The 23,451-nt window shown below is 64.5% G+C and carries 23 protein-coding genes; 14 read left to right on the top strand and 9 right to left on the bottom strand.

The annotated features are described in order from the left end of the window. The first annotated feature begins 75 nt into the window (after window positions 1-75). From ACQ4WY_RS02470 to ACQ4WY_RS02435, 8 genes are all read left to right on the top strand, one after another. Window positions 76-1,884, top strand: coding sequence for a DUF885 domain-containing protein (locus ACQ4WY_RS02470; protein ID WP_436502674.1), 1,809 nt, complete (start codon window positions 76-78; stop codon window positions 1,882-1,884). Between the two features lie 102 nt (window positions 1,885-1,986). Next, entirely contained in the window at window positions 1,987-2,442 is a 456-nt protein-coding gene (hpaR, locus tag ACQ4WY_RS02465; protein WP_226939756.1) for a homoprotocatechuate degradation operon regulator HpaR, read from the top strand. Window positions 2,443-2,805: 363 nt separating this feature from the next. After that, complete coding sequence (locus ACQ4WY_RS02460) at window positions 2,806-3,972, top strand: porin (RefSeq protein WP_436502673.1); 1,167 nt, start codon at window positions 2,806-2,808, stop codon at window positions 3,970-3,972. Window positions 3,973-4,000: 28 nt separating this feature from the next. Then, the gene (locus ACQ4WY_RS02455) at window positions 4,001-4,525 is read left to right on the top strand and encodes a sugar dehydrogenase complex small subunit (protein ID WP_436502672.1); all 525 of its coding nucleotides are present in this window, start codon (window positions 4,001-4,003) and stop codon (window positions 4,523-4,525) included. A gap of 9 nt (window positions 4,526-4,534) precedes the next feature. Then, window positions 4,535-6,145, top strand: coding sequence for a GMC family oxidoreductase (locus tag ACQ4WY_RS02450; protein WP_436502671.1), 1,611 nt, complete (start codon window positions 4,535-4,537; stop codon window positions 6,143-6,145). Continuing rightward, window positions 6,142-7,542, top strand: coding sequence for a c-type cytochrome (locus ACQ4WY_RS02445; RefSeq protein ID WP_436502670.1), 1,401 nt, complete (start codon window positions 6,142-6,144; stop codon window positions 7,540-7,542). The genes ACQ4WY_RS02450 and ACQ4WY_RS02445 overlap by 4 nt, the downstream gene beginning before the upstream one ends. A 114-nt stretch (window positions 7,543-7,656) precedes the next feature. Then, window positions 7,657-8,109 carry an RrF2 family transcriptional regulator gene (locus ACQ4WY_RS02440; RefSeq protein ID WP_436502669.1) on the top strand — a complete coding sequence of 151 codons (453 nt, stop codon included), beginning with the start codon at window positions 7,657-7,659 and terminating at the stop codon, window positions 8,107-8,109. Beyond that, a complete protein-coding gene (locus ACQ4WY_RS02435) occupies window positions 8,096-9,112 on the top strand; it encodes an NAD(P)/FAD-dependent oxidoreductase (protein ID WP_436502668.1) in 1,017 nt (338 codons plus the stop codon). The genes ACQ4WY_RS02440 and ACQ4WY_RS02435 overlap by 14 nt, the downstream gene beginning before the upstream one ends. On the opposite strand, the gene ACQ4WY_RS02430 is transcribed toward ACQ4WY_RS02435, so the two are convergent. Next, on the bottom strand, window positions 9,040-9,807 hold the full coding sequence (locus ACQ4WY_RS02430; protein WP_353656900.1) for an SDR family oxidoreductase: 768 nt from the start codon (window positions 9,805-9,807) through the stop codon (window positions 9,040-9,042). The genes ACQ4WY_RS02435 and ACQ4WY_RS02430 overlap by 73 nt on opposite strands. Before the next feature lie 123 nt (window positions 9,808-9,930). Between ACQ4WY_RS02430 and ACQ4WY_RS02425 the strand changes: the two genes are divergently transcribed. Together ACQ4WY_RS02425 and ACQ4WY_RS02420 are read left to right on the top strand one after the other, a co-directional pair. Further along, window positions 9,931-10,854 carry a LysR family transcriptional regulator gene (locus ACQ4WY_RS02425; protein WP_436502667.1) on the top strand — a complete coding sequence of 308 codons (924 nt, stop codon included), beginning with the start codon at window positions 9,931-9,933 and terminating at the stop codon, window positions 10,852-10,854. Between the two features lie 15 nt (window positions 10,855-10,869). Next, window positions 10,870-11,622: a DUF4303 domain-containing protein gene (locus ACQ4WY_RS02420; protein WP_436502666.1), complete on the top strand. Its 753-nt coding sequence runs from the start codon at window positions 10,870-10,872 to the stop codon at window positions 11,620-11,622. A 3-nt stretch (window positions 11,623-11,625) separates the two neighbouring features. On the opposite strand, the gene ACQ4WY_RS02415 is transcribed toward ACQ4WY_RS02420, so the two are convergent. The 7 genes from ACQ4WY_RS02415 to ACQ4WY_RS02385 form a co-directional block, all read right to left on the bottom strand. Further along, window positions 11,626-12,747, bottom strand: a complete 1,122-nt coding sequence (locus ACQ4WY_RS02415) for a metallophosphoesterase (protein ID WP_436502665.1) — start codon at window positions 12,745-12,747, stop codon at window positions 11,626-11,628. Between the two features lie 71 nt (window positions 12,748-12,818). Next, entirely contained in the window at window positions 12,819-14,333 is a 1,515-nt protein-coding gene (locus ACQ4WY_RS02410; RefSeq protein ID WP_436502664.1) for an ATP-binding response regulator, read from the bottom strand. Then, window positions 14,320-16,143 (bottom strand): ATP-binding protein, encoded by a 1,824-nt coding sequence (locus ACQ4WY_RS02405; RefSeq protein WP_436502663.1) that lies wholly within the window; start codon window positions 16,141-16,143, stop codon window positions 14,320-14,322. The genes ACQ4WY_RS02410 and ACQ4WY_RS02405 overlap by 14 nt, the downstream gene beginning before the upstream one ends. Next, window positions 16,140-17,234, bottom strand: coding sequence for an ATP-binding protein (locus ACQ4WY_RS02400; protein WP_436502662.1), 1,095 nt, complete (start codon window positions 17,232-17,234; stop codon window positions 16,140-16,142). The genes ACQ4WY_RS02405 and ACQ4WY_RS02400 overlap by 4 nt, the downstream gene beginning before the upstream one ends. Then, window positions 17,231-17,653, bottom strand: coding sequence for an ATP-binding protein (locus ACQ4WY_RS02395; RefSeq protein WP_436502661.1), 423 nt, complete (start codon window positions 17,651-17,653; stop codon window positions 17,231-17,233). Before ACQ4WY_RS02395 ends, ACQ4WY_RS02400 begins: the two co-directional genes overlap by 4 nt. Window positions 17,654-17,663: 10 nt before the next feature. Further along, complete coding sequence (locus tag ACQ4WY_RS02390; RefSeq protein WP_353656908.1) at window positions 17,664-18,026, bottom strand: STAS domain-containing protein; 363 nt, start codon at window positions 18,024-18,026, stop codon at window positions 17,664-17,666. Between the two features lie 7 nt (window positions 18,027-18,033). Next, on the bottom strand, window positions 18,034-18,927 hold the full coding sequence (locus ACQ4WY_RS02385; RefSeq protein WP_436502660.1) for an STAS domain-containing protein: 894 nt from the start codon (window positions 18,925-18,927) through the stop codon (window positions 18,034-18,036). A gap of 225 nt (window positions 18,928-19,152) precedes the next feature. Here ACQ4WY_RS02385 and ACQ4WY_RS02380 point away from each other — a divergent pair, with 225 nt between their 5' ends. The 4 genes from ACQ4WY_RS02380 to ACQ4WY_RS02365 all read left to right on the top strand — a co-directional run bounded on the left by ACQ4WY_RS02380 (window position 19,153) and on the right by ACQ4WY_RS02365 (window position 22,904). Beyond that, window positions 19,153-19,566 (top strand): hemerythrin domain-containing protein, encoded by a 414-nt coding sequence (locus tag ACQ4WY_RS02380; RefSeq protein ID WP_436502659.1) that lies wholly within the window; start codon window positions 19,153-19,155, stop codon window positions 19,564-19,566. Window positions 19,567-19,597: 31 nt separating this feature from the next. After that, window positions 19,598-20,779: an NO-inducible flavohemoprotein gene (gene hmpA / locus ACQ4WY_RS02375; RefSeq protein WP_436502658.1), complete on the top strand. Its 1,182-nt coding sequence runs from the start codon at window positions 19,598-19,600 to the stop codon at window positions 20,777-20,779. Window positions 20,780-20,913: 134 nt separating this feature from the next. Continuing rightward, window positions 20,914-21,222 carry a DUF485 domain-containing protein gene (locus ACQ4WY_RS02370; protein WP_436502657.1) on the top strand — a complete coding sequence of 103 codons (309 nt, stop codon included), beginning with the start codon at window positions 20,914-20,916 and terminating at the stop codon, window positions 21,220-21,222. After that, entirely contained in the window at window positions 21,219-22,904 is a 1,686-nt protein-coding gene (locus ACQ4WY_RS02365; protein ID WP_436502656.1) for a cation acetate symporter, read from the top strand. Before ACQ4WY_RS02370 ends, ACQ4WY_RS02365 begins: the two co-directional genes overlap by 4 nt. 76 nt (window positions 22,905-22,980) lie before the next feature. Here the strand turns inward: ACQ4WY_RS02365 and ACQ4WY_RS02360 are convergent, their stop codons facing one another. Next, window positions 22,981-23,436, bottom strand: coding sequence for an RrF2 family transcriptional regulator (locus tag ACQ4WY_RS02360; protein ID WP_353656913.1), 456 nt, complete (start codon window positions 23,434-23,436; stop codon window positions 22,981-22,983). Between the last annotated feature and the right edge of the window lie 15 nt (window positions 23,437-23,451).

The raw sequence follows: 23,451 nt of genomic DNA, 5'->3' as shown, positions 1-23,451 counted from the left end.
CCCGATTGACAGTACCGGGATGCTCGCCGATACTGGCCGCTTCGTTCGCCGATTCTGCCAGGAAGGAAACCCCCGATGTCCGTCATACCGAAACTGCACCAGACCGTGCTTGCCGCGGCACTGTCCATCGCATTTGCCATGCCCGCCATGGCCGCCGCCCCTGCAGCGCCCAATGCGGCATCGGCCTGGGTCGAGGCCAGCAACCGCAACGCGGCCATCGTGCTGGCGGCGCAGGCGCAGTTTTCGCCCGAAAACGCTTCCGACACGGGCCTGGCGCAGTACGACGGCCTGGCCGCCGACCTGGGGCCGAAGATCACGGAACGTTATGTGACGGCCATGCAGCAGGCGCGCGCGCAATTGCAGCAAAAGCTGGCGGCGGAAAAAGATGAACGCATCCGCCAGGATCTGGAAATCCTGACGCAGGCCGTCGACCAGGAAATCGCCGGCGCCCGGCTGGACGCCAAGTACACCTTGCCGTGGGTCGATGTGCCGCAAATGGTTTTTGGCAGCATGCAAAGCCTGCTGCAGGAACAGCGTCCGGCCGCGCGCCGCGCCAAGGCGCTCGAACGCCTGCAGCGCTACGTGGGCCAGTTCCCGGGCAGCACGCCGATCACGCAGCAGGCCAAGGCGCGCTTCACGGAAAAGATCGGCAAGCCTGGCCTGGCCGGACCCGTGCGGCTGCAGGTGGAGCAGTCGCTGGAAAACGTGCCGACGTATATCGCCGGCATCCGCAAGCTGTTCGCCGACATGCAGATCACAGGCGCGGAAAGCGCGCTGGCCGCCATGGAGCAGCAGTTGAACGAGTATGCGGCATGGGAAAAGCAAGTAGTGCTGCCCCTGTCGCGCACGGATTTCCGCATGGCGCCCGAGCTGTATGCATTTCGCCTGAAGCAGGTGGGCATCGATATCGAGCCACGCATACTTGTCGAACGGGCGCAAGTGGCTTACCTGGAAACGCGCGCCGCCATGCAGGCGCTGGCGCCCGTGGTGGCGGCCAAACTGGCCTTGAAGGGCGTCGACGGCAGCGACTACCGCCAGGTGCTGCGCGCCCTCAAAGTGGACGCCATTCCGAACGAGCAGCTTGAAGCGCACTACAAGGGCGTCAATACGCAGCTGGAAGAGCGCATCGCACGGCAGCGCGTGGTCGATATTCCCGCGCGCGCCATGACCATGCGCCTGGCGTCAGACGCGGAATCGGCGGCCCAGCCGGCGCCGCATATGCGTCCGCCTCCGCTGATCGGCAATACGGGAGAACACGGCCAGTTCGTCCTACCCGTCAGCAATCCGGCTGCCAGCGGCAAGGGCGAGGCCTATGACGATTTCAATTTCGCGGGCGCCGCCTGGACCCTGAGCGCGCACGAGGGCCGTCCTGGCCACGAGCTGCAATTTAGCGCCATGGTGGAGCGGGGCGTGTCGCAGGCGCGCAGCCTGTACGCGTTCAACAGTGTCAACGTGGAAGGCTGGGCCCTGTACGCGGAAGCGGAGATGATTCCCTACGAGCCGGCCGAAGGCCAGTTCATCGCGCTGCAGTTCCGCATGCTGCGCGCGGCGCGCGCCATGCTCGACCCGCTGCTGAACCTGGGGCAAGTCACGCGCGAGGAAGCGGGCCGTATCCTGACGGATGAAGTGATGTTGTCGGCGCCGATGGCACGCCAGGAGCTGGACCGCTACACCTTCAACATGCCGGGCCAGGCGGGCAGCTATTTCTATGGCTATACGCGCATCCTGCAGTTGCGCGCGGAAACGGAGCTGGCGCTGGGCGCGCAATTCGACCGCCTGGCCTTCAATAACTTCCTGCTGGGGCAGGGTTTGCTGCCGCCTGACTTGCTGGCCAAGGCCGTGCGCGAACACTTCATCCCCGCGCAGAGAAAAGCCAGGGGCTGACGCCATTGCATCAAGCGCGCCAGGGAAGGGGAATTTTGCCGCTATTGTCCTCGGGCGAGTCGTATAATTACGCTAATTGTGCTGGCCACCCTGGAGTTCCACTTGCAGCTACCGATCCGTTATCCGAATATGCCGCAACTGCTGCTGAAGGCCCGCGACAGCCTGCTGCAGCATTTCCGTCCCATCCTCAATCACTTCGGCGTGACGGAGCAGCAGTGGCGCATCATGCGTGCGCTGAACGAAAGTCCGACCCTGGAGCCGCGTGAGCTGTGCGAGATCTGCCAGATTTCCAGTCCCAGCATGAGCGGCATCCTGGCGCGCATGGAAGAAATCGGCTTGATCGGGCGCAGCAAGTTCGAAGGTGACCAGCGCCGCCGCAAGGTGCACCTGTCGGAAGCGGGCGCCAGCCTGCTGCTGCAGATGGGTAAGTTGATCGACCTGCAGTATGCACACCTGGAAGCGGCCTACGGCAAGCAAGTGTTCGAAGACATGCGCCGCACCCTGGAAGCTTTTATTGCCCTCGAAACCCTGCCGGTGGCGCCCGCCATCCTGCGCTGAACCCCTTCCCCGCACACCACTTCTCCTTGCCTGAGCATCGACCGGGCGCGTGTTTTTCGACACGCGCTGTCGCTGCTTTCCCCATGCCTGTTCCGTGCATTTCCGCAGTCTGCCGGGCATGTGTCCGCGCGCCTGTCGGTTTTGCTATAAGACACAAGAAAGTTTTGCTATAAGACTACGCCTTATAGTCAATCACTTACATGTGAGTAAATGAGCGTATAATTTGCTTCACTTGATCCACATCAAGAAGAACAGCGGACGCCCCATCAACGGATGGGGCTGCAACGCGGCGCCACGCCTGTATTTCGCCGTCACGGCGGCAATACTGACCGGGCGTACAATAAAACAGGAAAGTCAGGAAAAATGAACACACCATGCATGCGCGCTGCGGCGCTGGCCGTCTCCACACTCATCGGCGCAAACGTTTGCGCCCAAAGCAATGTCACCATCTACGGCGTGGTCGACGCGGCTACCGCCTACGCGAGCAACCAGGGCGGCAAGTCGAATACCTACATGCGCAGCGGTAACTTATCCGCCAGCAAGATCGGTTTCCAGGGCGTGGAAGACCTGGGCGGCGACCTGAAGGCGCTGTTCCTGCTGGAAAATGGCTTTGAAAGCGATACGGGCGCGCAAAGTTCCGCCAGTTCCCTGTTCAACCGCCAGGCCTACGTGGGCTTGCAATCGAAGGCCTACGGCACCTTGACGGCCGGACGCCAGTACACGCCGTACTACCTGCTGGTGGGTTCGCTGGCGTCGAGCAACGTCTTGACGGGCGCCACCGGTGCACACCCGGGCGATATCGACGGCCTCGATACGACCGTGCGCATCAGCAATTCCCTGACCTACAGCATGCCCGTCTGGCGCGGCCTGCAGGCCAGCGCGCAATACGGCTTTGGTGAAGCGGCCGACGGCAATGCCGCGGGCAGCAGTTTCAGCGCCGCCGTCAAGTACAGCACTTCGCCCGCCGAATTCGCGCTCGGCTATCTGAAACTGAAAAATGGACAGAATGGCGCCGGCTGGAGCGATAACGCATCCGGCAGCTTCGGCATCTCCGCCGTCAACCGGGGCTATGCCACGGCGGACAGCATAGCGTTCATCGCCGCCAGCGCGCGCTACACCATGGGCAAGTGGATGGTGGGCGCCAATGCCAGCAACGTGCAATACCAGGCGGGCAGCCGCTCGGCCTTCCGCGACACGGCCATCTTCAACACGGCCGGCCTGATCTCGAGCTACCAGCTGACGCCGCAGTGGTTCCTGGCCGCCGGCTACAGCGACACTTTCGCCAGCCAGTCCAACGGCGTGTCGGACCGCGCGCGCTACCGCCAGCTGTCGTTCGAACAGAATTACGCGCTGTCGAAGCGCACCGCGATCTACCTGATCGAAGCGCGCCAGCTGGCGCGCGGCCAGACTCTGGGCCAGGACGGCGCCATCGTCAAGGCCGTTGCCTCGGTCGGCGATTCGCAAAACGGCACGCCGTCGTCGAACGGCGGCCAGACGGTGGTGATGGTCGGTCTCAAGCATTCTTTCTGAACGGTTGCTGAACTCACGGGAGCTTCAATTGGACGCTACACATCACAAGGAGGGCCGTGGCCCTCTGAATCCCGGCCGCCGCATGGTGCTGGCTGGTTTGCTGTCGGCTTCGGCCGCGGCGCTGATTCCCTGGGCGCTGGCCGAACCGGTCGCCAATGCGGAGCAGGGCGCTTTCCTGGGCGTGTCGGCCATGCTGGTCGGGCGGCAAGTGCTCGACCCCGTGCTGGCCAGGCGCCTGTATGACGCGCTGGTGGCGCAGGACGCCGCCTTTCCCGCCAAGGTGCGCGCGCTGCTTGCCCTGATCAATGCGCAGGGCTTGCAGGCGGCCGGCCTGCAGGAAGCGCTCGACGCGCTCGACCCGGCCCAGGCGCCGCTGGCGGCCCTGCCGCGCCAGATCGCCAGCGCCTGGTACCTGGGCATCGTCGGCACGGGCGAGGCGGCCGTTTGCGTCGCCTACGAGCAGGCTTTGAACGCGGCCGTCGTGGCCGACGTGCTGAAGCCTCCCACGTATTCCTACGGCGCTTACGGCAGCTGGGCCAGAAAACCAATTTAAGGAGCCATCATGGCTGAAGAACTCTCCGCCGATTACCTCGTGATCGGCTCCGGCATCATTGGCTCCCTGGCCGCGCGCAAGCTGGCGCTGGCCGGCGCCTCGGTGCTGATCCTGGAAGCGGGGCCGCGCGTGTCGCGTGGCGAACTCGTCGCCCGCTTCCGCAACACGACGCGCCGCAGCGACTGGATGTCGCCGTATCCCTCGGTGGCCACGGCGCCGCACCCGATTTACCAGCCGAAGGATAACGGCTACCTGGTGCAGGCGGGCCCGTATCCTTACCCGGCCGAATACATCCGCCAGTTCGGCGGCACTTCATGGCACTGGGCCGCGCAGGCGTGGCGCAATGTGCCTAACGACTTCCGCATCCATACCCTGTACGGCGTGGGCGTCGACTGGCCCATCAGCTACGAAGACCTGGAGCCGTTCTACCAGGAAGCGGAAGACATCATGGGCGTTTCCGGTGCGGAGAACACGGGTTCGCCGCGCAAGCAGGCCTTCCCGATGGACCCCGTGACGGAGCCGTACGCCATGCGCCGCATCCGCGAACGCCTCGACCCGTCGTTCAAGGTGGTCGGCAATACGGTGGCGCGCAACAGCGTCAGCTACGATGGCCGCCCGGCCTGCTGCGGCAACAACAGCTGCCAGCCGATCTGCCCCATCGACGCGCAATACCATGGCGGCATCGCCGCGCAGCAGGCCGAAGACGCCGGCGTCAAGATCGTGTGCAATGCCAACGTCTACAAGCTGGAACACGATGCGCAGGGCCGCATCTCGGCTGCCCTGTACTATGACGTGGATAAAAAAAGCCACAGGGTCACGGCCAAGACCTTCATCCTGGCCGCCAACGGCATCGAAAGCCCCCGTTTGCTGCTCGTTTCCGCCTCGGACAAATACCCGAACGGCCTGGCCAACAGCAGCGACATGGTGGGCCGCAACCTGATGGACCACCCGAGCACCTCGATCACCTTCGACGCCGATGAAGACCTGTGGCTGGGCCGTGGCCCGCAAAGCCCCAATTCCATCAACACCATGCGCGATGGCGATTTCCGCAGCCAGCATTCGCCATACCGCCTGGACTTCACGAACATTTCGCGCGTGGACGGCGCCTCGAAAGAACTGATCGGCAAGGGGGTGTTTGGCGAAGCCTTCGAACAGCAACTGCGTTTCCGCTCGGCGCGTGAAATGAGCCTGAAAAACGTGCTGGAAGTGCTGCCGAACCCGGAAAACCGCATTGCCCTCAGCAGCGAGAAGGACGCCATGGGCATCCCCAAGCCGCAAGCGCATTACTCGATCGACGACTACACGAAGCGTGGCCACGAACGCTCGAAGCAGGATTTCGAGAACATCGCGAAGCTAATGGGCGGCACCAATCTGCGCCACAGCAAGGAAGGCGTGTTTGCCAACAACCAGCACATCTGCGGCACCCTGTCGATGGGTTCCGACCCGGCCAAGGCCGTGTGCGACCAGTGGGGCCGCACCTTCGACCATGCCAACCTGTTCTTGTGCAGCACCGGCGTGCTGCCCACGTCCGGCACCTGCAATTCGACGGAAAACGGTCTGGCCGTGGCACTGCGCACCGTCAAGCACATCCTCGACGAACAACAGGGAGGAACAGCATGATGGCGACCTTCAGAATGGCGACCGGCGCCGCCTTGCTGTCACTTTTCAGCCTGCCAGTGCTGGCGGCGCAAGCACCGGGCGCCGACGTGCAGGCGATCGAGCGTGGCCGCTACCTGGCCACGGCCGGCGACTGCATCGCCTGCCATAGTGTGCCTGGCGGTCAACCGATGGCGGGCGGGCTGTCCCTGGCGACGCCGCTGGGCGCCATCATCGCCACCAACATCACGCCGTCGAAAACGCATGGCATCGGCAACTACACGCTGGCGCAGTTTTCCGATGCCGTGCGGCACGGCGTGCGGGCCGACGGAGCGCACCTGTACCCGGCCATGCCCTACACGGCCTACGCCAAGGTGACGGATGACGACACGGCCGCCCTGTACGCCTACTTCATGCACGGCGTGGCGGCGGTCGATACGGCGCCGGCAAAACAGACGGACTTGCCATTCCCGTTCAATATCCGCTTGTCGATGGCGGGCTGGAATGTATTGTTCCTCGACAAAAAGCCCTTCGTGGCCGATGCGTCGAAAAGCATGGAGTGGAACCGCGGCGCCTATCTGGCGCAAGGGCTGGCCCACTGCACCACTTGCCACACGCCGCGCAATGCGCTGATGGCCGAGCAGCTGTCGAAAGAGTTGGGCGGGGCCGACCTGGGCACGTGGTACGCGCCGAACATCACGTCGGACGTCAACAGCGGCATCGGCAGCTGGAGCCAGCAGGAGTTGGCCGGCTACCTGCGTACGGGCCGCGCGGCCAACAAGGCGCAGGCTGCCGGACCCATGGCCGAAGCGATCGACCATAGCCTGAAGCACCTGAGCGATGCGGATTTGAACGCCATCGCGCACTACATCAAGAGCGTGCCCGCCATCCGCGACAAGGCGGACACGCAAGCGGTGACGCAATGGGGACAAGCGGGCGACGAGTTGAGTGCCATCCGCGGCGTGCCGCTGCCGCAAAACCTGAACAAGATGTCGGGTGCGCAGCTGTACGATGCGCAGTGCGCCAGCTGCCACCAAGCCAGGGGCGAGGGCAGTTTCGACGGCAGCTTGCCGCCCCTGTTCCACAATTCGGTGACGGGCCGCAGCAACAGCAATAACCTGGTGATGGCGATACTCGATGGGGTGGAGCGCCAAGGCGGCAAGGGTAGTCATGCTGCGGGCCACCTGATGCCCGCCTTCCGCCAGACCCTGTCGGACGAACAGATCGTCACCCTGGGCAATTACGTGCAGAAGATGTACGGCAATCCCGCAATCAAGGTGACGGCGGAGCAGGTGACGACCCTGCGCAACGGCGGCGCGCCGTCAAACCTGATCGGCCTGGCACGCGCGGGCATCATCGTCGGCGTGCTGGTGCTGCTGGCTTTGCTGGTGTGGTGGCGGGGGCGGCGCAAGGCGGTGTAATCCTGAAAGCATGGCAAAGGCTGGGGTCAGACCTGACAGGGTCTGACCCCTTTTTTATGCTTCATTATTGCAACTCGTTTGCATGTGCGATGAATATGTACTATCATTAGTTACATGAGACGCGACAGCAAACTATCATCGATTCTCCATGTGCTGCTGCACATGGCCCACGCGGGACGCCCGATGACGTCCGAGGAACTCTCCGGTTACCTGGACACCAACCCCGTGCTGGTGCGGCGCGTGATGGCCGGCTTGCGCGAGCGCGGCTACGTGGTGTCGGTCAAGGGCCATGGCGGTGGCTGGCGCATCGTCTGCGACTTGCGCAGCGTGACCCTGCAAGACATTTACGTGGCCGTCGGTTCGCCCACCATCTTCGCCATGGGCAATCGCGTCGATCAGCCGGGCTGCCTGGTGGAGCAAGTGGTCAACCAGTCGCTGGCCGGCGCCTTTGACGAAGCCGAGGCGCTGCTGATCCAGCGCTTCGGCGCCGTCACCCTGGCCGACCTGGCCGAACGTTTCAGCCAACAATACGCCATACATCGAGGAGCACCCCATGCACATTCCTGAACCCCGGGGCGCGGACAGCGCCACGATCTCCGCCCCGTTCGATGCCATCATCGTCGGCGGCAGTTATGCAGGCCTGTCCGCCGCCACGCAACTGGCGCGCGCCCGCCGCCGCGTGCTGGTGATCGACGGCGGCCAGCGCCGCAACCGCTACGCCAGCCATTCCCACGGCTTCCTGACCCGCGACGGCAGCGGGACGGCCGCCATCGCCGAAAAGGGTAAGGCGCAGCTGCTGGCATATGCCACCGTCACCTGGCTGGACGGCACGGCCGCGCAGGCGGCAGCCTGCGGCGATGGCGATGGCGATGGCTTCAACGTGACCCTGGCGGACGGCAGTGTCGTTCACGGCCGCCGTCTGGTGCTGGCCACCGGCGTGATCGACGAACTGCCGCGCGTCGAAGGCCTGGCCGCGCGCTGGGGCAGCAGCGTCTTTCACTGCCCGTATTGCCACGGCTATGAGCTGGAGCAGGGCGCCATCGGCGTGCTGGCCACCGGGCCCCTGTCCATGCACCACGCGCTGATGCTGCCCGACTGGGGCACGGTCACCTTTTTTCTCAATGACGCGTTCGAGCCCGATGCGGCGCAGCTGGCGCAACTGGATGCGCGCGGCGTGACGGTGGTGCGCACGCCCGTGGCGCAGATTGACGGGGTGGCCGATGTAGTCTTGGCGGACGGCAGCCGCCATGCGATGGCCGGCCTGTTCGTGGCGACCCGCACCCGCCTGGCCAGTTCCCTGGCTGGCGAATTGGGCTGCTTGCTGGAAGAGGGCGCCATGGGTCCGTTCGTGCGCACCGACGAGCAAAAGGCCAGCAGCGTGCCCGGCGTCTTTTGCTGCGGTGACGCGGGGCGCATGGCTGGCAGCGTGGCGTTCGCGGTGGCTGATGGCGCCATGGCGGGCGTGGCAGCACACCGCTCGCTGATGTTCGGACTGGATCAGGCGGCAAAACCGCCGTCGATCTTCAGCCCGGCGCCCGTGACGAATGCCGCCTCCGCGCTGGCCAAATAGGCCACCATGCCCGCGATTTCATCGGCCGTGCCGTGGCGGGGCAGGGCCATCAGACCGTGCATCAGATCCGCGAAGTCGCCCGTCGGCGGGTTCATGTCGGTGGCGACGGGGCCCGGCTCCACATTGTTGATGGTGATGCCGCGCGGGCCCAGGTCGCGGGACAGGCCTTGCGTCAGGCCGCTCAGCGCCGATTTGCTCATGGCGTAGGCGGCCGCGCCACCGAACGGCATGCGGTGCGCATTTGTGCTGCCGATGTTGATGATGCGCCCGCCCGTCTGCATGTGCGCCACGGCCGCCTTGATGGCGACGAACACGGCGCGCACATTGACGTTCAAGGTCTTGTCGAAGTCTGCCAGCGAAAAGTCGTCGATGGCGCCGGGCAGGAACACGCCCGCGTTGTTGACGAGGATATCGAGACGGCCAAACTGCGCCGCTACCTTGTCGATGGCGGCTGTCAGGGCAGTGGCGTCGGCCGCATCGGCCTGCACGCCATGCGCCTTGCCGCCGCTTGCCTCCACCGTGGCGGCCAGCGCCTGCGCTTCGGCGGTGGAGCTTTGATACGTGAAGACGACGTTGGCGCCCTGGCTGGCAAGGCGGCGCACGATGGCGGCGCCGATGCCGCGCGAGCCGCCCGTCACAAACGCGATCTTGTCTTGCAGTGGCAAAGAGGTGCTGGTGGTGGCTTGGGTTTGCATGATGGGCTTTCTGTGTGAGGAGTCGAGGAAGCCAGTATCTGCCTTTCATTCCTGCCGCGCTAGCCATGAATCATGACAATCAATTTCAACTATAAGTATCAGATGACCGGGTAGAATAGGCGTATGGAAGCCCTTAATCACTTGCAATCCTTCGTGCTGTCTGCCGAGCTGGGCAGCTTTTCGGCGGCCGCGCGCCGTCTGGGGCTGACGCCGGCCGCTGTCAGCAAGAACGTGGCGCGGCTGGAAGCGAGCCTGGGACTGCGGCTGTTCCAGCGCAGCACGCGCCGCCTGACCCTGACGGAAGGGGGCGAGCGTTTCCTGCAGCAGATAGGCGGCGCCCTGTCCACCTTGCGCGAAGCGATCGCCGGCGTGGCCGAAGAGGGCGGCCAGCCGGCTGGCATCCTGAAAATCAGCATGGCGCCGTCATTCGGGCGCAGTTATGTGGTCCCTCTGCTGGGCGACTTTATCGCGTGCTACCCGGGCGTGATTCCCGACTGCCATTTCGACAACCGCCAGGTGGACTTGATCGGCGAAGGGTTTGACGTGGCCATCGGCGGCGGCATCGAGCTGACGCCGGGCGTGGTGGCGCGCGAACTGGGCCACGCCCACATCGTCGCCACGGCATCGCCCGCCTTCATGCAGGGCAAGGCCATGCCCGTGCATCCGTCGGAGCTGGCGCACTTCGATGGCGTGGCGCGCCGCTCGGCCGGCAGCGGGAGACTGCGCAGCTGGATATTGCGCAATGGCTCGGGCGGCGAAGGCGTTGCCGAATGCCGGCCGCGCGCCATCTTCGACGATCCGGAAGCGATGGCGCAGGCAGCCATCCTGGGCGTCGGCGTGGCGCTGCTGCCCATGCCGCACGCGCTGGCCCATTTGCGCAGCGGCGCCTTGATCCGCTTGCTGCCAGGCTGGCATGCCGATTCCGGTCCCTTGTCCGTGTACTATCCCAGCAAGAAGCTCTTGCCCGCGAAAACGCGCGTGTTCGTCGATTTTTTGCTGGAGCAGTTCCGCCAGCGCGATTTCGCCGCGCAGATACGGCCCGATTAAACAATGAAAAATCTCATGCCTAGTAATTACAGCCTGTTTTACACCTTTGACGGCGATCAACCGGCCCGCTTCCAGGAAGCGCGCGTCTTCAACACGACCGTGTGGACGGCCGCCGGCGGTGCCATGACCTGGGGCGAAGAGAGGCGCGACGACTACGCCAGCGAGGCGCAAGCGTACGCCGCCTACGACGCTCGTTGCCAGGCAGCGCAGGCCGACGGCTATACGCTGGCGCGCGCCACGCTCATCGACCCGGCCGTATTTGATTTCGCGCTGCTGCAAACGCTGGTGGCGGACGCCGCGCGCCTGGCTTTCGACGCCGTGCGCCGTGCGCATCCCGAGCAGCACATCAACGCTTTCGCGCTGGTGAGCGACGACAGCGCCATGACCATCGGCCCGATGGCCAACAGCCGCGAAGCGCTGGCCGCCTCGGAATATGGTGAAGAGATGCTGTGGAATCCGGCCGAATGGGCGTTCGACGAAGGTGGCGCGTACTTCGACAGCGCCTACCGTTTGCTCTTGCAGGCGAACCGCGAGCTGCCGTTCGACGTCGATTTCGACAATTTCCGCAGCGGTGTGTTTGACGCTTGCATCGCGGCGCTGGCGCAGCTTGACGCCCAAGGGGTATTCGGTACGGGCGCGCAGCGCGACGAGGGTGTGCTGCTATTCGAGGTCAGCGACAGCGAGCCAGTGGAAGGCGCGATGGCGTGCTTGAACCCGCCAGTCGTGGTGGCGCGTTTCGAGGCGTGGATGGCCAGCTGGGCGGAATGAGTCTTACGCCGCCACCAGCCTTAGCCTCGTAATCTCCGCCGGCGCGCCGATGCGCTTGGGCGGGCCCCAGTAACCGGTGCCGCGGCTGACGTAAATCCACAGGCGGCCGCGCCGGTGCAGGCCCGCCACGTACGGCTGCTGCAGCGGCACGAACAGGTTCCATGGCCAGAACTGGCCGCCGTGCGTATGGCCCGACAGTTGCAGGTCGTAGCCGGCCGCTTCGGCCTCGGGCGCGCTGCGCGGCTGGTGCGCCAGCAGGATGCGGGGGATATCGGCGGGTGCGCCGGCGATGGCCGCTTGCGGGTCGCTTTTCTGGGCGGGATCGAAGGCGGCGGCGTTGAAATCGGTGACGCCGGCCAGCGCCAGGCGCGCGCCATCGTGCTCAAGCAGCGTGTGTTCGTTCATCAGCACACGCAAGCCCAGGCGGCGGAATTCCGCCACCCAGGGCGCGGCGCCCGAATAGTATTCATGGTTGCCCGTGACGAGGAAGACGCCATGGCGCGCGCGCAGCTCGCCCAGCGGCGCCGTATGGCCGCCCAGCTGCGCCACCGTGCCGTCGACCACATCGCCCGTGATGGCGATGAGGTCCGCCTGCAGGCCGTTGGCGCGCGCGACGATGGCTTCCACGTAGGCGCGCTTGATGGTGGCGCCCACGTGGATGTCGCTCAGTTGCACGATGGTCAAACCCTGCAAGGCGGCAGGCAGGCCGGTGACCGGCACGTCAACCTCGCGCACGCGCGCCACACGGCGGGCATTGATGAAGCCGACGACGGTGGCCAGCAACGCCAGAAGCAGCACGGCCACGGCGGACGCCTGCGTGTGCAGGCGGACGGCAGGAATCAGCATCAGCAGTTCACGCAGCACGGTGAGTATGAACAGCGAGGAAAAAAAGCCCATGCACAGCGAGCCGGCCCAGCTCAGACGGTCGGCCAGGCGCGCATCGTTGGTGACGGCACGGGCGAAGATCGTCATCGGCATCAGCATGGTCGACGCCAGCAAGACCAGGCCGCCCAGCAGCCAGCCGGCCAGGCCGACGGGGAGCGAAGGCAGCAGCAGCCAGCCCAGCAGGGCGTGCAGGGCGCCCAGTATCATGGTGATGCGCAGCAGCGGCGTGCGGGTTGTCATGTCATGGTTCCAGTGGTGAGGCGGCCGCCGATTATAGCCGACGCCCTGGGACCAGGCAGCCGCGGCCCCGCTCAGGGTGCGATATGCAGTCCCAACATGGCCAGCTTGCCGAAATCGACAGGCTTGGCGAAGTGCTCGTTGAAGCCTGCCTGCAGGGCGGTCTGGCGGTCGTGTTCCTGGCCATAGCCGGTCAGCGCGACGAGCAGGAATTGCTGCGGTATCGGCAGCTGGCGCAATTGGACGGCTACGTCGTAGCCGCTCATGTCGGGCAGGCCGATGTCGAGAAAGACGATGTCGGGCTTGAATTCCAGGGTGCGCTCGATGGCTTGCGCCCCCGTGTAGGCCGTGCGCACCGTGTGACCGTACATTTCCAGCAGTTCGGCCAGGGTGTCGGCCGCATCGCAGTTGTCGTCGACGACGAGGATGCGCTGGCTGCCGCCGGGCGCTGCCTGCGGCGCTGGCGCGGCCGGCAGCGGCACGTTGGCGTCGAGCGGCAGGATGACTTCGAAGGTGCTGCCCAGCCCCACGCCGGGGCTGCGCACGCTGACCTGGCCGCCATGCAAGGTCACCAGCTTGCGCACCAGCGACAGGCCGATGCCCAGGCCATCCTGCACCCGGTCGGGCGAGTGGCCGCTTTGCTCGAACAGGCCGAAGATGCTGTCGATGCTGGCGGCGGCGATGCCGATGCCGTTGTCGCTCAGGCTTATGCGTACGTTGTCACCTTCGCGCACGGCGGTAATCACGATGCGCCCGCCCGGCGCCGTGAACTTGGCCGCGTTGAGCAGCAGATTGGCGACGATCTGCGACAGGCGCACGGCGTCGCCGCAGACCCACAGTTCTTCCAGAGGCAAGTGCACGTCCAGTGCATGGCCGCGCGCTTCGACGCTGTGCGAGCTCGTTTCCAGCGCACTGCGGATGACGCTGGCCAGGCTCACGCTTTCCCATTGCAGCGAGATTTTGCCCTGCGAAATGCGCGACACGTCGAGCAGGTCGTCCACCAGCCGCACCAGGTGATCCGTGTGGCGCCCGATGGTGCGGCGCGCATTGTCCTGCACTGCAGGCACGACAGGGTCGAGCTTGCACAGCAGGGCCAGCGCCGTGCGGATGGGGCCCAGCGGGTTGCGCAATTCGTGCGCGAGAGTGGCCAGGAATTCATCCTTGCGGCGGTCCACGTCGCGCAGTGCGCGCTCGACCCGGCCCAGGCGCAGCAGCGCCTTGACGTTGGCGATCAGTTCATCCGCCTCGATCGGCTCGACCAGGTAATTGTCGGCGCCGCCGTCCAGGGCGCGGATCTTATCGGCCGTGCCGATGCAGGAGGCCGACGTCTGCAGCACCAGGATGGTGTTCGTTTCGGCGCCGCCCTTCAACTGGCGGCACACTTCCAGGCCGTTGATGTCGGGCAGCTTGACGTCGAGGAGGATCAGGTTGGGGTGGTCCTGGCGGGCGCGCAGCAGCGCGTCGCCCCCGTTCGAGGCTTCGATGACCTTGAATCCGGCCCGTTTGAGGATGTGTGACTTGGCGTAGCGTGCGCCATCGCTATCGTCGACGTTCAGGATCAGAGCATCGCTGTTGTTATCCGGTAGCATGCGTATTGTCCCATGTGGTTGTGCCTTGCGGCGGAACCGGCTCTTGCCGGTGGTGTGGATTGCCGATCAGCGCGCGCAGGGTCGCCAGCAATTGCTGGCGCGACAGCGGCTTGACGTAGTAGGCGTCGGCGCCCAGGGCCAGACCCTTGCGCACGTCGTCGATCTCGGTGGCGACGATGACGGGCACCTGGCGCCGCAGCGGGTCGTTTTTCAGCTCGGCCAGCCAGTGCCAGGCCGTTTCGCCATGCAGCATGATGTCGAGAATGACGGCGGCGGGACGCTGTTGTTCCCAGTGTTCCTGTGCCTCACGCACGCTGCGCGCCGGGACCACGCGAAATTCGCTGCCGGCCAAAAATTTTTCATACAGCAGGCGGATGGGCGGGTTGTCTTCCACCACGAGCACGGGTATGCGCTGGTCGTTGCCATTGTCGTTGGCCGGCGCACACGGCGGCAGGCTGCCCTCGGGCGCATGATAGCTGGCTGGCAGCACCACGGAAAACAGCGATCCGTGGCCCGGCGTGCTTTCCACGGACACCGTGCCATTGAGCAGGGTGGCCAGGTTACGGCACAGGGGCAGGCCCAGGCCCGTGCCCTTGACCTTGCGCTGCAGGTGGTTTTCCACCTGGCTGAATTCCTCGAAGATCAGCTGCACGTCTTCGGCGGCGATGCCCAGGCCCGTGTCGGAGACGGAAAAACGGATGGCGTCCTGCTCAGGCAAGGGCGTGGCGCTGACGACGATGGCGCCGGCCTCGGTGAACTTGAGGGCGTTGGCGATGAAGTTGCGCAGGATTTGCGACAGCTTGCCTTCATCCGTGTGGATGTGCAGCGCCGGATCGGGATCGATGAAAGTGAGCGTGAGCGAATCGGACACCAGCAGCGGGCGCAGCATGCCGCGCAGGGCGCTGAACAGGTCGGTCACCTGGAAGCTGTTGGCGTGCACGTCGACCTTGCCCGCCTCGATCTTGGCCAGGTCCAGCAAGTCGTTCACCAGGTCGCTCAGGCCGACGGCGCTTTGCAGGATGAACAGCACCTGCTTTTCCTGTTCCTCGGACAGCTCGCCGTCGATGCGGTCGAGCAGCAGCTTGGACAGGGCGCGGATGGAGCTGAGCGGCGTGCGGAATTCATGGCTCATGTTCGACAGGAAGCGCGATTTCATCTGGTCGGCGCGGCGCAGGTGGTCGGCTTTTTCATCCAGTTCCGCGAACAGCGCCACCACGCCCCGGTTGGTGTCTTCCAGTTCGCGCGTCAGCTGCAGCAGGTCGTCCTGGCGCGTTTTCAGTTCGGCCAGGGTGCTCAGCAGCTCGCGATTCTGCTGCTGCACTTCGGAGAGTGTGATATCCGGAGGCAGCGCCTGCAGGCTGCCGGACAGCACACCTATCATGGCTCCGTCGAGCAGGGGCGCGTCGCGCGGGAACAGTTTGTGCAGCGTGATGTGCGTGCCGTCGCCTGGCGCGCTGTGGATGTGGCAGCGGTCCATCAGGCGCTGGGCGCCCAGGATGCCCAGTTCCAGGCCCGTACGCGAGCGGTAGGTGCCGTCCAGTATCCGGTCGAGCTGCGCGATGCCGGGGCCCTGGTCCTCGATGCGGATGCTGAGCACCTGCGGCGCCGTCTGGCCATCGATGGCGAATTGCACCTTGCCATTGCCGGCATAGTTATAGACGTTGCGCGCCAGTTCCGACACGGCCGTGGCGATGCGCACCTGGTCCTGCACGCCGAAGCCGCACAGGGCGGCGATTTGCCGCGCGCGCTGGCGTGCCCCCACCACATCGAGTTCGCTGCCGATATGGGCTGTCAATATGCGTTGTGTCATGCCGCACCTGTTCCTTCTGCTGTTTTTGCTGTTGTAGCCTGGTGTTCCTCATGTTGGCGCAGCACCACCACCGTGACGTCGTCGCGTCCGCGCGCAAAATCGCGGTACAGCACGGCGGCGACGAGGCTGGGGTGGCAGTGCGCCAGGCCCGGGTACTGTTCCAGGTCCCAGCGCGTGTGCAGGCCGTCCGAGTGCATGATCAACGTCGTGCCCGGCTGCCATGGATAGCAAAATTCCTGCACCTTGCGCAGATTGCTGCCGACGATGCCGTTATGCGACAGCAAATGCCGGCGCTGCTGCGCATCGAAGGCGCAGGCGGCGATGTTGCCCACGCCGGCATAGCGCAATTCGCGGCGCGCGCTGTCGATATGCGCCACGGCCATGGCCGCGCCGCGCGTGGCGCGCAGGGCGCCGTGGGCCAGCTCGATGAAGGGGGCGGGCAGGGGCGGCAAGCCAGGCGTGTCGTCTTCCAGCAGCGCGCTGGCGCGTTCCGACGCGCGTGCCGCCAGGGGGCCGTGGCCCAGACCATCGGCCACCATCAGACTCAGTTCATGGCCTTCGCAGACCACGTTCCAGGCGTCGCCGCACACCTGTTCCGAGGCCAGCGGCAGGCATACTGCACCGATCCGCCAGTTCGGATGGGCGGGAATGGCGCTGCTGGCGTGCTGCCCCCAAACCACCATCATCAGTACCGTGCCCTTGCCGGGCGCCGTGTACAGGTCGAATTCCTGGCTCAAACGGCGTATCGCGCCCAGTCCCACGCCGTAGGTGCCCGTGGTGGAATGGCCATCCTGCATGTGCTGGCGCACATTGGCCATGCCGGGGCCGTTGTCGATGGCCAGCACTTCGATGCCGCTGGTGCCGCCGCGCAGCACCTTGCGCAGCAGGATTTCACCGCGCTGTGCGTGCTTGACGATGTTGGTGGCCGCCTCGCTGATGATGATGGCCAGCTGGCCCGTGCGCACGTCGTCGAAACCGATGCGGCGCGCCAGTTCGTTGCCGGCGCGGCGGGCCGCGGCGATCTCGCTCGGTTCGCCGATGGGAAAACTGCGTTGCCTGGCAATGTCAGGGGACGGCTCTTGGTGGTTCAAAACAACTTCCATTTCGCGATAGTGACGGTGGTGCCCGCGCCGGGCGCCGTGTCGATGTGAAAGGCGTCTGCCAGGCGCTTGGCGCCACCCAGCCCCAGTCCCAGCCCGCCGCCGCTGGTATAGCCATCGGTCAGCGCCAGGGCGATATCTTCGATACCCGGTCCCGCGTCGACAAAACGCAGTTCCAGTCCCTGGCGCGCGCCATCGCAGACGCGCGCAATGCTTGCTTCGCCACCGCCGCCGTAGCGCAGGGTGTTGCGCGCCAGTTCGCTCGCCGCCGTGATGATCTTGGTCTGTTCGATCAGGCCAAAACCCATGGCGACCATGCTGTCGCGCACCTGCTTGCGCAACCGCACGACGTCTTGATCGCTGTGCAAGGGCAGGATCTGCGCGTGCTTCTGTGCCTGCGCGCCTAGCACGGCGCTCCCGTCATGCGCATGCGCCGCCCCGTTCCAGCAGTTTGATGCCCAGTTCCACGTTGAGCGCCGTGCTCACGCCTTCCAAGGTCAGGCCCAGTTCCACCAGGGTGATGGCGACGGCCGGCTGCATGCCCACGACCACGGTGTGCGCGTCGAGGATTTTCGCCATCGCCGCCGTATTGCTGATCATGCGGCCGATGAAGGAATCGACGATGTCGAGCGCGGAAATGTCGATCAGCACGCCAGTGGCGCGGTCGGTCACGATGCGCGTCGTCAGATCGTCCTGCAAGGTCATCGCCAGGCGGTCATGCATGTCCACCTGTATGGTCACCAGCAGCAGCCGGCCCATGCGTAAAATGGGGATTCTTTCCATAGGCGCCTCAGTGTGGGTGCTGCTGGTAGGTGATGCTGGAGCCCGTGCGTTTCAGGGCTACGACGAAGGCGTCTGCCAGGGTGGCCTTGGTCATCACGTCCTCCAGGTTCACGCCCAGGTGCACGATGGTTTGCGCGATCTGCGGGCGGATCCCGCTGATGATGCAGTCGGCGCCCATCAGGCGCGCGGCGGCGATGGTTTTCAGCAGGTGCTGCGCCACCAGGGTGTCGACTGTAGGCACGCCCGTGATGTCGATGATGGCGATCAAGGCGCCTGTGTCGACGATCTTTTGCAACAGGCTTTCCATCACCACTTGCGTGCGGGCGCTGTCGAGGGTGCCGATCAGGGGCAGGGCCAGCACGTTTTGCCACAGTTGCACCACGGGCGTGGACAGTTCCAGCAATTCCTGCTGCTGGCGCAAAATTACCTGTTCGCGCGCCTTCTGGTAAATGGCGATGGTCAGCAAGCCCAGCTCGTCGAACAATTTGCTGGTGCTGACGATGGCGTCGCCCAGTTCCTGCGGCTGCGCCGTGATTTCCTTGCGCAGGTAGGCGAACAGCGGCTCCTTGAGGGCGAACATGAAACTGGCCGTGTCGATCGGCGAATAGCCCTGGCGCACGCGCGATTGCGATATTTCCGCGATCAGCTGGCGCGTGTCGTCCCAGGCGCCGCCTTCGAGGTCGAAAGAGTCGCCGCTTTCCAGCGCGCTGGCCAGCAGCGGCAAAAATTGCGATGCCTGCTGGCGCAGCTCGTTTTCCGCGATCTTGTCGCGCCGCACCAGGCGGGCGATCAGGCCGGCCATCCAGCCGTCCAGCAGTTCCGTGTGGTGCTCGTTGATGATGCCGGCCAGTTGTTGCGCCTGGCCCAGGCCCGTCTTGACCGTGTCCGTCTTCATTCTCATGCTCATCCTTGGCTGGAGTGGAGGGTGCGGCACGGTCGAAACGGACCCGCGCTGTGATGAATAAATTATAGGCAGACGTGGCCGTAGCCTGTGTTCTGTGCCGCACATAGTGGCGCATGTCGATCCAGATTCCCGCAGGAAACACTTACGCCTTAAAGATGCATCTATTTTGCATGTTTAAGCGAATTCCGCTACACTGGCAACACTCAACAAGAGAAACACGCCATGAATATTGATAAATTCAAACAACAGCACCTGGCCATCCTGTCCGCCATCGACGATTTGCGCCAGCTGGCGCGCGGCGGTGTCGCCGCGCAGGCGCAGGCCATTGCCGAACAAATCATCGCCATGAGCGGCTTGATCAAGCTGCATCTGTCCGTCGAGCAGCGCTACCTGTATCCGGCCGCGCAAGCGTCCGGCGTGGCCGAGGTGGCCCAGTTGGGTCGCCAGTACGAAAACGAGATGCAGGGCATCGCCGGCGCCTACCTGGATTTTGCGGGCCGCTGGAATACGCCCGTGCGCCTGGAAGCCGAACCGGAAGCCTTCCGCAGCGAAGCCAATATCGTGCTGCACGCGCTGTTCCAGCGCATGCGGCGCGAAGACCATGAGTTATATCCAGCCGTTGAAACGCTGGCCTGATACCGCTTACTAATCTACACAGGAGTTTTACATGCTGACCCAAGAACAACGCGCCATCATCACTGCCACCGTCCCCATCCTCGAGCAGGGCGGCGAAGCGCTGACGCGCCACTTCTACAAGAATCTGTTCCGCGACCATCCCGAAGTGCTGCCGTACTTTAACCAGGCGCACCAGCACAGCGGCGACCAGCAGCGCGCGCTGGCCAATGGCGTGCTGATGTATGCCAAGAACATCGACAAGCTTGCCGCGCTGGGCGACCTGGTGGCCACCATCGTCAACAAGCACGTGGCCCTGCAGATCCGCGCCGAGCACTATCCGCTGGTGGGCGCCAGCCTGCTGCAAGCGATCCGCGAAGTGCTGGGCGCCGAGGTGGCCAGCGACGCCGTCATCGATGCCTGGGGCGCGGCTTACGGCCAGCTGGCCGACATCCTGGCCGGCGAAGAAGGGCGCATCTACAAGGCGCAGGCCGCCGCGCCTGGCGGCTGGAGCGGCGCGCGCGATTTTTTAGTGCGTAGCAAGACGGTGGAAAGCGCGGAGATTACCTCCTTCCTGATGGCGCCCGCTGATGGCCAGCCCGTGCTCGACTTTGCGCCAGGCCAGTATATCGGCGTGCTGGCCAGCGTCGATGGCGTGCCCATGCGCCGCCAGTATTCCCTGTCCGCCGCCAGCAATGGCCAGACTTACCGCATCAGCGTCAAGCGCGAAGAGGGCGGCAAGGTGTCCAATTTCTTCCACGACCATGTGCAGGCGGGCGACACCGTGCAACTGACGCCGCCGTCGGGCGATTTCGTGCTGCGCGACAGCGACAAGCCGCTGGTGCTGATCAGCGGCGGCGTGGGCATCACGCCCACCCTGGCGATGCTGACGGCGGCCCTGCGCGGCAAGCGTCCCGTGCATTTCATCCACGCGGCGCGCAACCACGGCGTGCATGCGTTTCGCGCGCAGATCGACGCACTGGCCGCGCAGCACCCGCAGCTGCAGCGTTATTACTGCTACGCGGAACATGGCGGCGAACAAGATGCGCCGGACGCCGTCGGCTTGCTCAATAAAGAGCAGCTCGGTCACTGGCTGCCGGCCTCGCGCGATGTCGATGCCTACTTCCTGGGGCCGCAGCCGTTCATGCGCGCCGTCAAGCAATACTTGCGCGAACTGGGCGTGCCGGAACAGCAGACGCACCATGAGTTCTTCGGACCGGCAGCCGCGCTGAACTGATCTTGCCGCAAGCCTGCCTGGTGTTGCTCCTGCGAGAAAAAATCGCTGCCGTAAGGGGCGGGTAAGTCTCGCGCCGTATTGTGAATGCAAGCTCGCACAAAAGAGCACGCTTTTACATAACAGGAGGCAACACAATGCATGACGATCTGGTTCAAAAAATCAAGGGCGACCCCAACTATCATCAGTTGGTCAAGGTGCGTTCACGCTTCGGCTGGGCACTGACGGGCCTGATGATGCTGGTGTACTACGGCTACATTCTGCTCATCGCCTTCAACAAGGAATTTCTTGCCACTAAAACGGGCGCCGGTGTCATGACCTGGGGTATGCCGATCGGCCTGTTTGTCATCGTCTTTACCGTGCTGATCACCGGCATTTATGTGCGCCGTGCCAACAAGCAATTCGACGACCTGACCAGCGCCATCCAGGCACGGGTGCAAGCATGAACCGCAGCCCATCGACGCAACGCAAATTTTCCTGCCTGGCAGCCCTGACCTTGCTGGCGAGCGCCAGCAACAGCGTGCTGGCGGCCGGCGCTGACCTGGGCCAGGCAGTCAAGCAGCCCACCAACTGGACGGCGATCACCATGTTCGCCGCCTTCGTCATCTTCACCCTGTTCGTCACCAAATGGGCGGCCGCGAAGACCAAGTCGGCCTCCGATTTCTACACGGCCGGCGGCGGCATCACGGGCTTCCAGAATGGCCTGGCCATTGCGGGCGACTATATGTCGGCTGCCTCCTTCCTCGGCATTTCCGCCGCCGTCTTCCTGAATGGCTACGATGGCCTGATCTATGCCATCGGCTTTCTCGTCGGCTGGCCCGTCATCACCTTCCTGATGGCCGAGCGCCTGCGCAACCTGGGCCGCTATACTTTTGCCGATGTGGCCGCCTATCGCTTCAAGCAGGCGCCGATCCGCATTTTCTCGGCGTCCGGCACCCTCGTCGTGGTGGCCTTTTACCTGATTGCGCAGATGGTGGGCGCGGGCCAGCTGATCAAGCTGCTGTTCGGCCTCGAATACTGGATCGCCGTCGTCCTGGTCGGTACACTGATGATGATCTACGTGCTGTTTGGCGGCATGACGGCCACCACCTGGGTGCAGATCATCAAGGCAGTGATGTTGCTGGGCGGCGCCACCTTCATGGCCGTGGCCGTGCTGGCGCAATTCAACTTCAGCCCGGAAGCGCTGTTCGCCAAGTCGGTGGACGTGCACGCCGCCAAGGAAGCCATCATGGGCCCCGGTTCCTTCATCAAGGACCCGATCTCGGCCATCTCGTTTGGCATGGCGCTGATGTTCGGTACGGCTGGCCTGCCGCATATCCTGATGCGTTTCTTCACGGTGCCGAGCGCCAAGGAAGCGCGTAAATCCGTGTTCTGGGCCACCACCTGGATCGCCTACTTCTACATCCTGACCTTCATCATCGGCTTTGGCGCCATTGTGCTGGTGAGCACCAATCCCGAGTTCAAGGATGCTGCAGGCAAGCTGCTGGGCGGTAATAACATGGCGGCCGTGCATCTGGCCAAGGCCGTGGGCGGTAATGTCTTCCTCGGTTTCATGTCGGCTGTCGCGTTTGCCACCATCCTGGCCGTCGTGGCGGGTTTGACCCTGTCGGGCGCGTCGGCCGTGTCGCACGATCTGTATGCCACCGTCATCAAGAAGGGCAAGGCCACGGGCGCCAACGAATTGAAAGTGTCGCGCGTGACGACGATCGTGCTGGGCATTATCGCCGTGGTGCTGGGCATCGCCTTTGAAAAGCAGAACATCGCCTTCATGGTCTCGCTGGCCTTCGCCATCGCCGCTTCGGCCAACTTCCCCGTGCTGTTCATGTCGGTGCTGTGGAAGGATTGCACCACGCGGGGTGCCACCATCGGCGGCTTCCTGGGCTTGACCACGGCCGTCGCGCTGACGGTGGTGTCGAAGTCCGTGTGGGTCGACGTGCTCGGTCATCCGGAGGCGCTGTTCCCGTATGCTTCACCGGCGCTGTTCTCGATGACGGCCGGCTTCGTTGGCATCTGGCTGTTCTCGGTGCTCGACAAGAGCCCCCGCGCGCGCATCGACCGCGCCGGCTACGAAGCGCAGCAAATGCGTTCGGAGACGGGCATCGGCGCCGCTGGTGCCAGCGCGCATTGATGGATTAGTTCGTTACTGAAGGAAGCAATGCCCGGTTCGCCGGGCATTGTCGTTTTTAGCGCACGGTGTAATGCGCTTACTTTGCCAGATGCAGGGGAATCACGCCCGCCGCCAGCGCGGGTACATTGCCTGCGGGCTCAAGGATGGCTGCCAGGGTCACCGTGTCGAGCACGGCCAGGAAGGCGCCTGTGGCCTGGCCCAGCTTGGCTTTCAGCAGGCAATCCGGCGTCAGCGGGCAAGTATTGTGTTCCTTGTTAAAACACTCCGCCATGAAAAAATCGTTCTCCGTTTCGCGCACCACCGTACCGATATTGATCTCGGCCGGGTCGCGCGCCAGGCGCAGGCCGCCGTTGCGTCCACGCACCGTTTCCACGATGCCTGACAGGCCCAGCTGGTGCACCACCTTCATCAGGTGATTCTTCGAAATGGTATGCAGGTCGGCGATGTCCTGGATGGTCACGAGCCGGTCGCGGTGCACGCCCAGGTACATCAGGGTGCGCAGGGTGTAGTCGGTATAGGCAGTCAGTCGCATGGGGTATCGTTTCTA

Source organism: Janthinobacterium salmonicoloratum (assembly GCF_051380845.1).
Classification (GTDB): domain Bacteria; phylum Pseudomonadota; class Gammaproteobacteria; order Burkholderiales; family Burkholderiaceae_D; genus Janthinobacterium; species Janthinobacterium lividum_F.
Note: the sequence above shows the minus strand (reverse complement) of the source record. Positions and strands in the feature narration are given on the sequence as shown.

What these genes read in the sequence shown, in the direction of transcription:
- ACQ4WY_RS02445 (WP_436502670.1), top strand. Translation starts at nt 6,142, where the DNA reads ATGATGGCGACCTTCAGAATGGCGACCGGCGCCGCCTTGCTGTCACTT.
- ACQ4WY_RS02410 (WP_436502664.1), bottom strand. Translation starts at nt 14,333, where the DNA reads ATGCTACCGGATAACAACAGCGATGCTCTGATCCTGAACGTCGACGAT.
- ACQ4WY_RS02450 (WP_436502671.1), top strand. Translation starts at nt 4,535, where the DNA reads ATGGCTGAAGAACTCTCCGCCGATTACCTCGTGATCGGCTCCGGCATC.
- ACQ4WY_RS02425 (WP_436502667.1), top strand. Translation starts at nt 9,931, where the DNA reads ATGGAAGCCCTTAATCACTTGCAATCCTTCGTGCTGTCTGCCGAGCTG.
- ACQ4WY_RS02435 (WP_436502668.1), top strand. Translation starts at nt 8,096, where the DNA reads ATGCACATTCCTGAACCCCGGGGCGCGGACAGCGCCACGATCTCCGCC.
- ACQ4WY_RS02415 (WP_436502665.1), bottom strand. Translation starts at nt 12,747, where the DNA reads ATGACAACCCGCACGCCGCTGCTGCGCATCACCATGATACTGGGCGCC.
- hmpA (WP_436502658.1), top strand. Translation starts at nt 19,598, where the DNA reads ATGCTGACCCAAGAACAACGCGCCATCATCACTGCCACCGTCCCCATC.
- ACQ4WY_RS02460 (WP_436502673.1), top strand. Translation starts at nt 2,806, where the DNA reads ATGAACACACCATGCATGCGCGCTGCGGCGCTGGCCGTCTCCACACTC.
- ACQ4WY_RS02405 (WP_436502663.1), bottom strand. Translation starts at nt 16,143, where the DNA reads ATGACACAACGCATATTGACAGCCCATATCGGCAGCGAACTCGATGTG.
- ACQ4WY_RS02420 (WP_436502666.1), top strand. Translation starts at nt 10,870, where the DNA reads ATGCCTAGTAATTACAGCCTGTTTTACACCTTTGACGGCGATCAACCG.
- ACQ4WY_RS02365 (WP_436502656.1), top strand. Translation starts at nt 21,219, where the DNA reads ATGAACCGCAGCCCATCGACGCAACGCAAATTTTCCTGCCTGGCAGCC.
- ACQ4WY_RS02470 (WP_436502674.1), top strand. Translation starts at nt 76, where the DNA reads ATGTCCGTCATACCGAAACTGCACCAGACCGTGCTTGCCGCGGCACTG.
- ACQ4WY_RS02370 (WP_436502657.1), top strand. Translation starts at nt 20,914, where the DNA reads ATGCATGACGATCTGGTTCAAAAAATCAAGGGCGACCCCAACTATCAT.
- ACQ4WY_RS02440 (WP_436502669.1), top strand. Translation starts at nt 7,657, where the DNA reads ATGAGACGCGACAGCAAACTATCATCGATTCTCCATGTGCTGCTGCAC.
- ACQ4WY_RS02385 (WP_436502660.1), bottom strand. Translation starts at nt 18,927, where the DNA reads ATGAGAATGAAGACGGACACGGTCAAGACGGGCCTGGGCCAGGCGCAA.
- ACQ4WY_RS02390 (WP_353656908.1), bottom strand. Translation starts at nt 18,026, where the DNA reads ATGGAAAGAATCCCCATTTTACGCATGGGCCGGCTGCTGCTGGTGACC.
- ACQ4WY_RS02430 (WP_353656900.1), bottom strand. Translation starts at nt 9,807, where the DNA reads ATGCAAACCCAAGCCACCACCAGCACCTCTTTGCCACTGCAAGACAAG.
- ACQ4WY_RS02380 (WP_436502659.1), top strand. Translation starts at nt 19,153, where the DNA reads ATGAATATTGATAAATTCAAACAACAGCACCTGGCCATCCTGTCCGCC.
- ACQ4WY_RS02360 (WP_353656913.1), bottom strand. Translation starts at nt 23,436, where the DNA reads ATGCGACTGACTGCCTATACCGACTACACCCTGCGCACCCTGATGTAC.